Here is a 13,066-nt window from a genome sequence, read left to right on the forward strand (position 1 = left end):
CGCCCAGAGGGGGCCGCGCGTGCCATAGTAGAAGTCAACTCGTTTTTGCAGCCCGAGGTAGTGTGTTTGCTGCCCACAAATGTGTCTGCACAACGCAGTCGCGTTCGCTGTTGACTCACCGCAAGTTACCGAGACTCTGACATGACGCCCTCCACCCCGCCACGCCGCTTCACGATGATCCGCGGCTTTCATCTGGCCGACTTCATCACACTGGGCAATGCAGCCTGCGGCGTGTTGTCAGTGTTCCTGGCCATGATGTACATGGCCAGCGGCTCGCTCACGCACTTTCTGCTGTCGGCCTCAATGACACCGCTGGCCTTCGTCTTCGACGTCTGCGACGGGAAGGTGGCGCGCTGGCGGCATCAGCATTCGCCGCTGGGCCGCGAGCTTGATTCTCTGGCCGACGTCATCTCCTTCGGCGTCGGACCGGCAGCGCTGGGCTTTGCCGCGGGGCTGCAGGGCGGTTGGGACATCGTCATCCTGTGCTACTTCGTCTGCTGCGGCGTCAGCCGGTTGGCGCGCTTCAACGTCACGGCCGAAGGTCTGACCACCGACTCGGGCAAGGTGGCTTACTTTGAAGGCACGCCGATCCCCACGAGCGTGATCCTCACTGGGGTGCTGTCCTGCGCCGCGTGGCAGAGTGCGCTGAGTACGCAACTGTGGGGCGGAGTGTGGCAACTCGGGCCCTGCCAGCTACATCCCATGAGCCTGTTGTTCGCACTCTCAGGCACGGCCATGATCAGCAAGACCCTGCGCATCCCAAAGTTCTGACTGAGGCCAGCCATGCGTCGCACTGATGATCCCGGTGGCGATACAGCATGCCGTCGGGCCGAGGGAGTTACCTCAAACGGTCTCCGCAGCGCGTCACGGCTCAATCGCACAGGGCAGGACTGGGCTGTCGATGCCTCCATCTGAGAGGCACCGTGCTGGTGACCCCGCAATGACCTTCAGCACGACGTCGTTGAGACGCGCTGCTGCGAAGCTGCCTGTCGCCATCGACCGCTACTGGCCGATGACCGTCATGCCAGCTCAGGCAGGACCGGGCCCCAAAGCGGACGTTGCTGCGGCCTACGTTCGCATGCCGAATCGCGTCGTAGCCATCATCCTGATTTTTGTCGTGCTGTTCACCGATGGGGTGTGCAGCACACGCATGTCCATGAGGTAGACATCGCCAGCCTGCCCTGCCATCTCTACAACTTCAACGTCGAAGTCGCGCAAGGCCGCTCGAACATCACGCGACTCTCTGATCGCCACTCGAAGACGCTGCAATTCCAACGGCGCCATGCGATGCGAGCGCGCTAGGGCAAGCGTCGCACCGCCCTGTGCCTGAACATCGTCAACAAGATGAAAAGCCTGAACTTCTGTCTCGCGGTTGGTCGGCTGGGAGGATATGTCGACGTGCCAACTCAGTCCGTCTAAAGCCCATGTGCCTTGCCGACCTGGCGATAGCAGGAGTTGCGTTCCTTGCTCAGCGCGAGGCTCGCGCCCTGAAACTGAGCGAGCCGCTGCGAGAACGTCAGATGTGCAAAGAATCTCGTGCAAGTCCACTTTGACGAGCGAACCCAGCTTGGCGATCTGCTGAAAAGGCGTCAGGCCCTGCAGCGCGATACCCCGCTTCTTGCCATCCGGCGAGACACCGAGCCGTGACAGTTCGCCAGCGATCTTCTCTCTCGCTGAACTTAAGCGGGCCTTGGGATGTAGTTTGTGCAGCCGCACTACGCCTTGCCGATGAAAGCACTCAATCTCTGAGGTGTCGAGGGGCATCAAAGTACTCTCTGCTACGTCCGCTTCTGGCCGATGAGAGCCATCGTAGCCGACGCCCGAAACGGGTCGCAGCGATCGACGGATCAAGGGCGCCCTGCCGGCCAATCCGCTTTGCTTTCCAGAGACCAACGGATCAAACCAGGATCAACACTCGCACACACCGGCCCGCCATCTTTGGCCGTGCCGTGGATGCGGCCTGCAATGGCAACGTTCGCATCTCCCGCTGCGGTCTCCACCAAAGACCGGGGGATGCCGGCCAATTTGATCTTCGCCCTGCGCGCCCAGACCGTGTCTTGCTGACCGGCATAGGTGCCCGAGTTCAGATAGAGGAAGCGGTCGGCAGGTGTGCCGTGCGCGAAGGGGCCGCGGAAGTTGAACGACCTGTCCGGCAGTGCAGGCCCGAGACCCAAGGTCAAGGCGAATGACATGAGATCGGGCGCCGATGCGCAGGGCGGCAGCAGGCCATCGCGGCCGTGTTGCACGGCCCACCGGACGCCGGGCGGGGCTTCAGTGATGAGCAGGATGACCTGAACTTGCATGGTGGTTCACCCCTCGAACCGGCCCGTGTCTTCGCGATCGCGCTCATACCGTCTGCTGAGCGGAAACGGTGGCAGCCAGGCTTCGCGGCGCACGGTCCAGAGTTCGTAGGTGGGTTTGAACTGGTCCGGGGCATCGAGGGCGCCCAGGTTGACTTCGATTTCATCGCCGCTGCGGCCATACACCGAGGAGCCGCAGCGCGGGCAGAAGAAGCGGCCTTCGTAGTCGCGTGTCTCACCGTCGATGGTCACGGCGTTTTCCGAGAACACCGCCGAAGCATGAAAGAGCGTGCCGTGGTGTTTGCGGCAGTCGAGGCAATGGCACAGGCCCACCCGGAAGGGCCGGCCCGTCGCTTCGATCCGAACGTTGCCGCACAAGCAACCACCCGTGAATGTGTCCATGTGGTGTCTCTCATGGGTTGGAAACGGCTTCGTTATACCGTCTGCCTGCGTCTTGCTTGGTAACGGATTGATAAGTGCTTGTTTTTGCGCAAACCCGCCCACGCCCGCATGACCGTACGAACATCTGCGACACCCTGCGTGCCCGGTACGCCAATAGCCGAGCTGCGGTCACGGCACGGATCTTCGCTCCGCTCGGCCTGGCGCCCTGTCAGTCCTCGAGCACCCGCACCTTCACACTCTTGCCTTTGATGCGCCCGGCGTTGAGCCGGCTTGCGGCCTGCTGGGCGATGTCGCGGTCCACCGCGACGTAGGTGGACCACTCGTTCACGTTGATCTTGCCCACCTGCTCGCGGGCGTAGCCCAGGTCGGCGGTGAGCGCGCCCAGCACGTCGCCGGGGCGGATCTTTTCCTTGCGCCCGCCCTGGATGTGCAGCGTGACCATGGGGGGCACCAACGGGTCCTTGCTGGCAGGCTGGAGTTCGCTCAGCGGGTGCCATTGGGACTCGCGGCCTTGCAGGTGTTCGATCTTGCCGACGCTGCCCATCTCATCGAGGCTGGCGAGGTTGAGCGCGAGACCGCTTTCACCGGCGCGGCCGGTGCGGCCGATGCGGTGGATGTGCACTTCGGGGTCGGGCGTCACGTCCACGTTGATCACGGCGGCCAGGTTGGCGATGTCCAGCCCGCGCGCGGCCACGTCGGTGGCCACCAGCACCGAGCAGCTGCGGTTGGCGAAGCGCACCAGCACCTGGTCCCGTTCGCGCTGCTCCAGCTCGCCGAACAGCGCCAGCGCGCTGATGCCCTGGGCCTGCAGCACGGCCACGAGGTCGCGGCACTGCGCCTTGGTGTTGCAGAAGGCGAGCGTGCTGGCCGGGCGGAAGTGGAAGAGCAGCTTGCTCACCGCGTCGAGCCGCTCGTTTTCTGTCACCTCGTACCAGCGCTGCTCGATCTGCGCGCCCGCGTGCTGAGCCTCCACCTTCACGGTGAGCGGCTCGCACATGAACTGCGCGCTGAGCTTGGCGATGCCTTCGGGGTAGGTGGCCGAGAACAGCAGGGTCTGGCGCGCCTTGGGGCACTGGCGGGCGACGGTCACGATGTCGTCGAAGAAGCCCATGTCGAGCATGCGGTCGGCTTCGTCCAGCACCAGGGTGTTGAGCGCGTCGAGCTGCAGGCTGCCGCGCTCCAGGTGGTCCATGATGCGGCCGGGCGTGCCGACCACGATGTGCGCGCCGTGCTCCAGCGTGGCAAGCTGCCCGCGCAGCGGCACGCCGCCGCAGAGCGTGACGACCTTGATGTTGTCTTCGGCGCGCGCCAGGCGGCGGATTTCGGTGGTCACCTGGTCGGCCAGCTCGCGCGTGGGGCACAGCACCAGGGTCTGCACCGCGAAGCGGCGCGGGTTGAGATTGGCCAGCAGGGTGAGGGCGAAAGCGGCGGTCTTGCCGCTGCCGGTCTTGGCCTGGGCGATCAGGTCTTTGCCAAGCAGGGCGGGCGGCAGAGCGGCGGCCTGGATCGGCGTCATGGCCGTGTAGCCCAGCTGCTCCAGGTTGGCGAGCATGGCAGGGGAGAGCGGCAGGGCGCTGAAGGCGGTCGAGGGTGCGGAGGTCATCCCCGATTATCGGTGCTCACCCAACTGCAACTCGGTCAGTTCCGCTTCGCTGAACCCGGCCGCCAGCCGCGCCGCGTCATTGAAAGGCGGCTTCAGGCGCGGTGCCGAGTGTTCGCGCGCCAGGCGGCGGTAGTGGCCCAGGGGCTCGATGCCCTGTTGCGCGCACAGCCAGCCGTACCAGCGGTTGCCCACGGCCACATGGCCGATCTCGTCGCGCAGGATCACGTCCAGAATCTCGACCGCTCGCAGCGCTGGTGGCGTGCCCACCTTGCGCAGGCGCGCCTGCATGGGTGGCGTGGCATCCAGGCCCCGGGCCTCCAGGGTGCGCGGCACCAGCGCCATGCGGGCGGTCACGTCGCCCTGGGTCCGCACGCACATCTCCCACAGGCTGCCGTGCGCGGCGAATTCGCCGTAGTGGTGTCCCAGGCTTTGCAGGTGGCTCTGCAGCAGGCTGAAATGGATGGCTTCCTCGTGGGCCACGCGCAGCCAGTCGGTGTAGAAGTCGGGCGGCATGCCGGGGAAGCGCCAGACGGCGTCGAGCGCGAGGTTGATCGCGTTGAACTCGATGTGCGTCACCGCGTGCAGCAGCATGGCCAGGCCCGGCGGCGTGAAGGGCGAGCGCTGGGGCACGTCCACGGGGGGCAGCAGCACGGGCTGCTCAGGGCGGCCGGGCAGGGTGGCACCCGGGGCTGGCGCAAGGTGTTCGGTGGTGTCCAGCACGGTCTGGCCGGCCTGCCAGGCCTCGAACAGCGCATGGGTGGCCGCCACCTTGCGGCCGGGGTCGGTGAGGCACAGGGCGCTCAGGGCCTGCGCGCGCAGGGAGACCGGGGACGGTGGCGACAGGGGCGCGGGGGCTTGCATCCCTACAATTCTAGGTTTCAGGAACGACGGAGACTTCCCCCATGGCGATTTACGAACTCGATGGCGTCGCACCCCGCATGGCCGACTCGGCCTGGGTGGCCGACAGCGCGCAGGTGATGGGCAACGTGGTGCTGGGCGAAAACAGCAGTGTGTGGTTCGGTGCGGTGCTGCGGGGCGACACCGAGACCATCACGCTCGGCGAGGGCAGCAACATCCAGGACGGCAGCGTGATGCACGCCGACGTGGGCTTCCCGCTGACCGTGGGCAAGCACGTGACCGTGGGCCACCAGGTGATGCTGCACGGCTGCACCATCGGCGACGAGTCGCTCATCGGCATTGGGGCGACGGTGCTCAACGGCGCGAAGATCGGCAGAAACTGCCTGGTGGGCGCGGGTTCGCTGGTCACCGAGGGCAAGGAATTCCCCGATGGCAGCATGATCATCGGCAGCCCGGCGAAGGTGGTGCGGACGCTCACGCCGGAGCAGATCGAGGGCCTGCGCCGCAGCGCCGGGCATTACATCGAGAACGCCGCGCGTTACCGCCAGGGCTTGAAAAAGATCGCCTGACCCCGACCTGCTCTCCTTCGATTTTTTTGACCTGACCCTGAAAGCCCCGCGTGTCCGAACTCCACAAATTCGTCTTTGAAGGCCTGCCGGTGCGCGGCATGCTCGTGCGCCTGACCGACGCATGGCAGGAAATCCTGCAGCGCCACCGCGAGGCGGGGGGCTACCCTGCGGCGGTGACCGAGCTGCTGGGCGAGATGACGGCGGCGGCCACGCTGATGCAGGCCAACATCAAGTTCAACGGTGCGCTGATCATGCAGATCATGGGCGATGGCCCGGTGAAGCTGGCCGTGGCCGAAGTGCAACCCGACCTGAGCCTGCGCGCCACCGCCACCGTGGTGGGCGAGGTGGCGGCCGATGCGCCGCTCTCGCACATGGTGAACGTCACCAACCAGGGCCGTTGTGCCATCACGCTCGACCCCAAGGACCGCCTGCCGGGCCAGCAGCCCTACCAGGGCGTGGTGCCGCTGTTCGGCGACCGGCGCGAGAAGCTCGAAAAGCTCAGCGAGGTGATCGAGCACTACATGCTGCAGAGCGAGCAGCTCGACACGCGCCTGGTGCTCGCGGCCGACGACAAGATGGCCGCCGGCCTGCTGATCCAGCGCCTGCCGCTGCAGGGGGTGGACAACCTCGCGGGCCAATCGGGCGCGCGCGACGAGGACCAGATCGGCGTGAACGAAGACTACAACCGCATCGCCATCCTGGCTTCCAGCCTCAAGCGCGAGGAGCTGCTGAGCCTGGACGCCGACACCATCCTGCGCCGCCTGTTCTGGGAAGAGGACGTGCGCCGCTTCGAGCCGCTCACCGGCGAGCAGGGCCCGCGATTTGCCTGCACCTGCTCGCGCGAGCGCGTGGGCAGCATGCTGCGCAGCCTGGGGCGCGACGAGGTGGAGTCCATCCTCGAGGAGCAAGGCCAGGTGGAGGTGGGGTGCGAGTTCTGCGGCGCTCAGTACCGCTTCGATCCGGTGGATGCCGCTCAAGTCTTCCTGCAGCCAGCGCAGCAGGCACCGGCCAGCGACCAGAAGCATTGACCCCCCGCAGCGCTGCGCGCTACCCCCCAGGGTGCAACACCTGCGGCCTGGCGAAGCCAGTTCCGCGGTGTTCTGGACGGGGCTTCCCCTCTAGGCGTTGCGCGACAGCAGCCCGGTGAACAGCCGGTGCTCGCAGTCGGGGTCGCTGCAGTTGTCGCACGACCAGGGCCGCAGGCCGTTGGCCAGCGCCGGGTCGTCCTGCACCAGTGGCCTGCCCAGCGCCGTGCCCACGGCGCGCAGGGCCTGTTGCAGGCGCGCGTTGCCTTGCCCGTACACCGTCTGGAAGGCGATGCCCGCGCCCTGCAGCTCGCGGCGCAGCAGTTCGTCGGTGGCGTCGCGCACGGCCGGGCTGTCGCGGAACAGGCCGTCGGGCGTCCAGGGCAGGTCCAGGCCCATGAGCAGGGTGAGCTCGCAGGACCGTTGCGCGGCAAGCGAAGGCGCGAGCAGGGCGGTGTCCTGGAAGTACAGCGCGCTGTAGGCCGCGACCATCAGGGCTGTGGTGTCGGCGATCACGATGTCCACGCCGGGTGTCTGCCTGGCGCGCTGGATGAGCCGCGTCTGCTCGTCGGCAATGGCGGCCTGCTCATCGGCGTGCGGGGCCCGGCCCCGGGCCTCGCACCAGGCACGCAGATGCTCGGGCACACAGATGGCGTGCAGGCCGTGGTTTTCAGTGAGGTGCCGCTGGAGCGCCGTGGCCAGCGTGGACTTGCCGCTGGATTCGCCGCCGAGCAGCGCGACGCAGACCGCCATCGATCAGCGCTTGTTCTGCGCGATCTGGACGAAGATCTCGTTGGGCTTGACCATGCCCAGTTCCTGGCGGGCGAGTTCCTCGACCATGTCCAGGCCCTCCTGCAGGTCGCGCACCTCGCTCTGCAGCTGGTCGTTGCGCGACTGGGCTTCGCGGTTCATCTGCTCCTGCGCGGCCAGCTGCTGCTTCATGCTCGCGACCTGGGTCACGCTGCCGCGCCCGAACCAGAGCTGCGCGTGCACGATGAAGAGCAGCGCGATCAGCAGGGCGGGGATGAAGCGGCGGGCCATGACGGGTGATTGTTACCGAAGTGGCCGGCCGCCGCGCAGGGTCGCCACGCTTACTTGAGGTTGTAGAAGGCGTCGCGGCCGGGGTACACGGCCACATCACCCAGGTCTTCCTCGATGCGCAGCAGCTGGTTGTACTTGGCCATGCGGTCCGAGCGCGAGAGCGAACCGGTCTTGATCTGGCCGGCGTTGGTGCCCACGGCGATGTCGGAGATGGTGCTGTCTTCGGTTTCGCCCGAGCGGTGGCTGATCACGGCGGTGTAGCCGGCGCGCTTGGCCATTTCGATGGCGGCGAAGGTTTCGGTCAGCGTGCCGATCTGGTTGATCTTGATCAGGATCGAGTTGCCGATGCTCTTCTCGATGCCTTCCTTGAGGATCTTGGTGTTGGTGACGAACAGGTCGTCGCCCACCAGCTGCACCTTCTTGCCCAGGCGCTCGGTCAGCACCTTCCAGCCGTCCCAGTCGCCTTCGGCCATGCCGTCCTCGATGGAGACGATGGGGTACTTGTCGCACCAGGTGGCCAGCATGTCGGTCCACTGCTCGGCGGTGAGGGCAATGCCGCCTTCGCCTTCGAGCACGTATTTGCCGTCCTTGTAGAACTCACTGGCCGCGCAGTCCAGGCCCAGGGCGATCTGGTCCCCGGCGGTGTAGCCGGCCTTGTCGATCGCCTGCAGGATCAGCTGCAGCGCGGCTTCGTGGTTCTCGACCGACGGGGCAAAGCCGCCTTCATCGCCAACGGCGGTGCTGATGTGCTTGTCGTGCAGGATGGCCTTGAGGGCATGGAACACCTCGGCGCCCCAGCGCAGGGCTTCGCGGAAGCTCGGTGCGCCCACGGGAATGATCATCAGTTCCTGCAGGTCGAGCGAGTTGTTGGCGTGCGCGCCACCGTTGATGATGTTCATCATGGGCACGGGCATCTGCACCGCGCTCATGCCGCCGAAGTAGCGGTACAGGGGCAGGCCGGCTTCTTCGGCGGCGGCACGGGCCACGGCCATCGAGACGGCCAGCATGGCGTTGGCGCCCAGGCGGCCCTTGTTGTCGGTGCCGTCGAGGTCGATCAGGGTCTTGTCCAGGAAGGCCTGTTCGGAGGCGTCCAGGCCGAGCACGGCTTCGCTGATCTCGGTGTTGATGTTCTCCACCGCCTTGAGCACGCCCTTGCCGAGGTAGCGGCTCTTGTCACCGTCGCGCAGCTCGATGGCTTCGCGGCTGCCGGTGGAGGCGCCCGAGGGCACGGCCGCGCGGCCCATCACGCCGCTTTCCAGCAGCACGTCGCATTCGACGGTGGGGTTGCCGCGGCTGTCCAGCACTTCACGGCCAACGATGTCAACGATTGCACTCATGGATTCACTACCTTTGGGTCAGAGACAGAAAAGAAGAAAGGGGAGATCAGGTGTTGAAACGGTCTTCGAGGAAACCGTTCTTCTTGGTCACGGTGTCGAGCGCGAGCAGGGTTTCCAGCAGCGCCTTCATGTGCTTGAGCGGCACGGCGTTGGGCCCGTCGCTCAGGGCCTTGGCCGGGTCGGGGTGGGTTTCCATGAACAGGCCGGCCACGCCCACGGCGACCGCCGCGCGCGCCAGCACCGGCACCATCTCGCGCTGGCCGCCGCTGCTGGTGCCCTGCCCGCCGGGCAGCTGCACGCTGTGCGTGGCGTCGAACACCACCGGCGCACCGGTCTCGCGCATGATGGCCAGGCCGCGCATGTCGGAGACAAGGTTGTTGTAGCCGAAGCTGGCACCGCGCTCGCAGGCCATGAAGCTGTCTTCGTCCAGGCCGGCTTCCTTCGCGGCCGCGCGCGCCTTGTCGATCACGTTCTTCATGTCGTGCGGCGCGAGGAACTGGCCCTTCTTGATGTTCACCGGCTTGCCGCTCTGCGCGACGGCGCGGATGAAATCGGTCTGGCGGCACAGGAAGGCGGGGGTCTGCAACACATCGCAGACCTTGGCCGCATCGGCGATGTCGTCCTCGCTGTGCACGTCGGTGAGCACCGGCACGCCGAGCTCGCGCTTGACCTTGGCCAGGATCTCCAGGCCCTTGTCGCGGCCCGGGCCGCGGTAGCTGGTGCCGCTGCTGCGGTTGGCCTTGTCGAAGCTGCTCTTGAAGATGAAGGGCACGCCCAGGCTGCCCGTGATCTCCTTGAGCTGGCCCGCCACGTCCATCTGCAACTGCTCGGACTCGATCACGCAGGGCCCGGCGATCAGGAAGAAGGGCCGGTCCAGGCCGATGTCGAAGTCGCAGAGTTTCATGGGGTGCCTCTCGGTGGGGGTGCTCAGGCCGCGACCGGGGTCTTGGTGCTTGTCTGTCCCTGGTGGACCAGTGCCGCTTTCACATAGGCGTTGAACAGCGGGTGGCCGTCCCACGGGGTGGACTTGAACTCAGGGTGGAACTGCACGCCCACGTACCAGGGGTGCACCTTCTGCGGCAGCTCGATCATTTCGGTGAGCTGCTCGCGCTGGGTCAGCGCCGCGATCACCAGGCCGGCCGCGCGCAACTGGTCCAGGTAGTTCACGTTCGCTTCGTAGCGGTGGCGGTGGCGCTCGGTGACCACCGGGCCGTAGATCTGGTGGGCCAGGGTGTCGGGGGCCACGTCGGAGCTTTGCGAGCCCAGGCGCATGGTGCCGCCCAGGTCGGAGCTGGCGCTGCGCTGCTGGATGCTGCCGTCGGCGTCCTTCCACTCGGTGATCAGGGCGATCACGGGGTGCGGCGTGTCGGGCTCGAACTCGGTGCTGTTGGCGTTCTTGAGGCCGGCGACGTGGCGCGCGTACTCGATGGTGGCGACCTGCATGCCCAGGCAGATGCCGAGGTAGGGCACCTTCTGCTCGCGCGCATAGCGGGCCGCGCAGATCTTGCCTTCGATGCCGCGCTTGCCGAAGCCGCCGGGCACCAGGATGGCGTCGAACGCGCCCAGCGTCTTGGCGACGTTGGCCGGCGAGATGGTTTCCGAATCGATGTAGTCGATCTGCACCTTGGCATGGTTCTTCATGCCGGCGTGGCGCAGCGCTTCGTTGAGCGACTTGTAGCTGTCCGACAGGTCGACGTACTTGCCGACCATGGCGATCTTCACGATGTGCTTCGGGTGCTCGACTTCGTACACCAGGTCGTCCCAGCGCTGGAGCTTGGCCGGGGGCGTGTTGATGCGCAGCTTGTCGCAGATCAGGCCGTCCAGGCCCTGCTCGTGCAGCATGCGCGGCACCTTGTAGATGGTGTCCACGTCCCACATGGAGATCACGCCCCATTCGGGCACGTTGGAGAACAGCGAGATCTTGGCGCGCTCGTCGTCGGGAATGCGGCGGTCGGCGCGGCACAGCAGCGCGTCGGCCTGGATGCCGATGGCGCGCAGCTCCTTGGCGGTGTGCTGCGTGGGCTTGGTCTTGAGCTCGCCGGCGGCGGCGATCCAGGGCACGTAGCTCAGGTGCACGAAGGCCGAGTTGTTCGGGCCCAGGCGCAGGCTCATCTGGCGCACGGCCTCCAGGAAGGGCAGGGACTCGATGTCGCCCACGGTGCCGCCGATCTCGACGATGGCCACGTCCACCGCGTCGGGCGTGCCGATGCCCGCGCCGCGCTGGATGAACTCCTGGATTTCGTTGGTGACGTGCGGGATCACCTGCACCGTCTTGCCGAGGTAGTCGCCCCGGCGTTCCTTCTCCAGCACCGACTGGTAGATCTTGCCGGTGGTGAAGTTGTTGGTCTTCTTCATGCGCGTTTCGATGAAACGCTCATAGTGGCCCAGGTCCAGGTCGGTCTCGGCGCCGTCGTCGGTGACGAAAACCTCACCGTGCTGGAAGGGGGACATGGTGCCCGGATCCACGTTGATGTACGGGTCGAGCTTGATGAGGGTGACTTTGAGGCCGCGGGACTCGAGGAGAGCGGCCAGTGATGCGGAGGCAATGCCCTTGCCCAGGGAGGACACCACACCGCCGGTGACGAACACAAATTTGGTCATGTCTCGGGCGAGCCAGTTGCTCGCAGGAGGTGGAAATGGCGATTATAAAGGCCGCCTCTTCCCGGGCTGTCCCTGGGGTCTGTCGGGGCGGACCCGAACTGCTACATTGCGCCCATGAACGACCTCGCCGGAAAACACATCGTGCTGGGCCTCTCCGGGGGCATCGCCTGTTACAAAGCCGCCGAGCTCTGCCGGGCGCTGGTCAAGGAGGGCGCGACGGTGCAGGTCGTCATGACCGAGGCAGCCGAACAGTTCACCACCGCGGTGACCATGCAGGCGCTGTCGGGCCGGCCGGTGTTCACCTCGCAGTGGGACGCGCGCCCGGGCAACAACATGGCCCACATCAACCTCAGCCGCGAGGCCGACGCCATCATGGTGGCGCCGGCCAGCGCCGACTTCATGGCCAGGCTGGTGCATGGCCGGGCCGACGACCTGCTCAGCCTGATGTGCCTGGCGCGGCCGATCGATCGGGTGCCGCTGATCCTGGCGCCGGCCATGAACCGCGAGATGTGGGCCCACCCGGCGACCCAGCGCAACGTCAAGCAGCTGCGCGCCGACGGCGCCACCGTGCTGGACGTGGGCGCGGGCGAGCAGGCCTGTGGCGAAACCGGTGACGGCCGCATGCTCGAGCCCGACGAACTGCTCTACGACCTCACCCGCTTCTTCCAGCCCAAGCCGCTGGCCGGCCAGCATGTGCTGGTGAGCGCCGGCCCGACATTCGAAGCCATCGACCCGGTGCGGGGCCTGACCAACCTCTCCAGCGGCAAGATGGGGTTCGCCATCGCGCGCGCCGCCCACGAGGCGGGCGCCCAGGTCACGCTGGTGGCCGGCCCGGTGGGGCTGCCCACGCCGCGCGGCGTGGGGCGGGTGAACGTGAAATCGGCGCTGAACATGCAGAAAAGCCTGGACCTGCTGGTGCCGAGCGCCACGGTCTTCGTGTCCGCGGCGGCGGTGGCCGACTGGCGCCCCGCGACATCGGCGGAACACAAGATCAAGAAGGACGGCTCGGGCGAGGTGCCCACGCTGTCGTTCGTCGAGAACCCGGACATCCTGGTCGCCATCGCGGCCTCGCCACGTGCGAAGAGCGGCGAACTCTATTGCGTGGGTTTCGCCGCCGAAAGCCACGACCTGGAGGAACACGCCCAGGCCAAGCGCAAGCGCAAGGGTGTGCCGCTGCTGGTGGGCAACATCGGCCCGGCCACCTTCGGCCAGGACGACAACGCGCTGCTGCTGGTCGACGAGCGCGGCATGAAAGAGTTGCCCCGCGCGCCCAAGCTGGTGCTGGCGCGCCAACTGGTGGCCGAGATCGCGCGCCGCCTGTCGACCTAGG

General features: G+C 66.7%; 14 protein-coding genes. 4 read left to right on the plus strand and 10 right to left on the minus strand.

Going from position 1 to position 13,066, the window contains the following annotated elements; genetic code table 11:
* Positions 1 to 141 precede the first annotated feature (141 nt).
* A complete protein-coding gene (locus ACODTB_RS20950; protein WP_291113171.1) occupies positions 142 to 771 on the plus strand; it encodes a CDP-alcohol phosphatidyltransferase family protein in 630 nt (209 codons plus the stop codon).
* Between the two features lie 297 nt (positions 772 to 1,068).
* Here the strand turns inward: ACODTB_RS20950 and ACODTB_RS20955 are convergent, their stop codons facing one another.
* From ACODTB_RS20955 to ACODTB_RS20975, 5 genes are all read right to left on the minus strand, one after another.
* Positions 1,069 to 1,764, minus strand: a complete 696-nt coding sequence (locus tag ACODTB_RS20955; protein ID WP_291113173.1) for a phytanoyl-CoA dioxygenase family protein — start codon at positions 1,762 to 1,764, stop codon at positions 1,069 to 1,071.
* Between the two features lie 83 nt (positions 1,765 to 1,847).
* Positions 1,848 to 2,303, minus strand: coding sequence for a DUF5990 family protein (locus ACODTB_RS20960; RefSeq protein WP_291113175.1), 456 nt, complete (start codon positions 2,301 to 2,303; stop codon positions 1,848 to 1,850).
* 6 nt (positions 2,304 to 2,309) lie between these two features.
* Positions 2,310 to 2,702: a GFA family protein gene (locus ACODTB_RS20965; protein ID WP_291113177.1), complete on the minus strand. Its 393-nt coding sequence runs from the start codon at positions 2,700 to 2,702 to the stop codon at positions 2,310 to 2,312.
* Positions 2,703 to 2,910: 208 nt separating this feature from the next.
* Positions 2,911 to 4,305 (minus strand): ATP-dependent RNA helicase DbpA, encoded by a 1,395-nt coding sequence (dbpA, locus tag ACODTB_RS20970; protein ID WP_291113179.1) that lies wholly within the window; start codon positions 4,303 to 4,305, stop codon positions 2,911 to 2,913.
* Between the two features lie 6 nt (positions 4,306 to 4,311).
* Positions 4,312 to 5,166, minus strand: coding sequence for a ferritin-like domain-containing protein (locus tag ACODTB_RS20975; protein WP_291113182.1), 855 nt, complete (start codon positions 5,164 to 5,166; stop codon positions 4,312 to 4,314).
* Positions 5,167 to 5,207: 41 nt separating this feature from the next.
* Here ACODTB_RS20975 and ACODTB_RS20980 point away from each other — a divergent pair, with 41 nt between their 5' ends.
* The gene (locus tag ACODTB_RS20980) at positions 5,208 to 5,732 is read left to right on the plus strand and encodes a gamma carbonic anhydrase family protein (RefSeq protein ID WP_291113184.1); all 525 of its coding nucleotides are present in this window, start codon (positions 5,208 to 5,210) and stop codon (positions 5,730 to 5,732) included.
* 50 nt (positions 5,733 to 5,782) lie between these two features.
* Positions 5,783 to 6,760 carry an Hsp33 family molecular chaperone HslO gene (hslO, locus tag ACODTB_RS20985; protein ID WP_291113186.1) on the plus strand — a complete coding sequence of 326 codons (978 nt, stop codon included), beginning with the start codon at positions 5,783 to 5,785 and terminating at the stop codon, positions 6,758 to 6,760.
* A 90-nt stretch (positions 6,761 to 6,850) separates the two neighbouring features.
* Here hslO and ACODTB_RS20990 read toward each other — a convergent pair whose 3' ends face one another.
* The 5 genes from ACODTB_RS20990 to pyrG are packed head-to-tail and all read right to left on the minus strand — an operon-like array spanning position 6,851 to position 11,736.
* Entirely contained in the window at positions 6,851 to 7,510 is a 660-nt protein-coding gene (locus tag ACODTB_RS20990) for an AAA family ATPase (RefSeq protein WP_291113188.1), read from the minus strand.
* 3 nt (positions 7,511 to 7,513) lie between these two features.
* Positions 7,514 to 7,798 (minus strand): cell division protein FtsB, encoded by a 285-nt coding sequence (gene ftsB / locus ACODTB_RS20995; RefSeq protein ID WP_291113190.1) that lies wholly within the window; start codon positions 7,796 to 7,798, stop codon positions 7,514 to 7,516.
* Positions 7,799 to 7,848: 50 nt separating this feature from the next.
* Complete coding sequence (gene eno, locus ACODTB_RS21000; protein WP_291113192.1) at positions 7,849 to 9,135, minus strand: phosphopyruvate hydratase; 1,287 nt, start codon at positions 9,133 to 9,135, stop codon at positions 7,849 to 7,851.
* Between the two features lie 46 nt (positions 9,136 to 9,181).
* The gene (kdsA, locus tag ACODTB_RS21005; protein WP_291113194.1) at positions 9,182 to 10,039 is read right to left on the minus strand and encodes a 3-deoxy-8-phosphooctulonate synthase; all 858 of its coding nucleotides are present in this window, start codon (positions 10,037 to 10,039) and stop codon (positions 9,182 to 9,184) included.
* Positions 10,040 to 10,062: 23 nt separating this feature from the next.
* A complete protein-coding gene (gene pyrG / locus ACODTB_RS21010; RefSeq protein WP_291113196.1) occupies positions 10,063 to 11,736 on the minus strand; it encodes a CTP synthase in 1,674 nt (557 codons plus the stop codon).
* Between the two features lie 114 nt (positions 11,737 to 11,850).
* Here pyrG and coaBC point away from each other — a divergent pair, with 114 nt between their 5' ends.
* The gene (gene coaBC / locus ACODTB_RS21015; RefSeq protein WP_291113198.1) at positions 11,851 to 13,065 is read left to right on the plus strand and encodes a bifunctional phosphopantothenoylcysteine decarboxylase/phosphopantothenate--cysteine ligase CoaBC; all 1,215 of its coding nucleotides are present in this window, start codon (positions 11,851 to 11,853) and stop codon (positions 13,063 to 13,065) included.
* The last annotated feature ends 1 nt before the right edge of the window (position 13,066 follow it).

It is taken from the genome of Hydrogenophaga sp. FG152 (assembly GCF_057809615.1).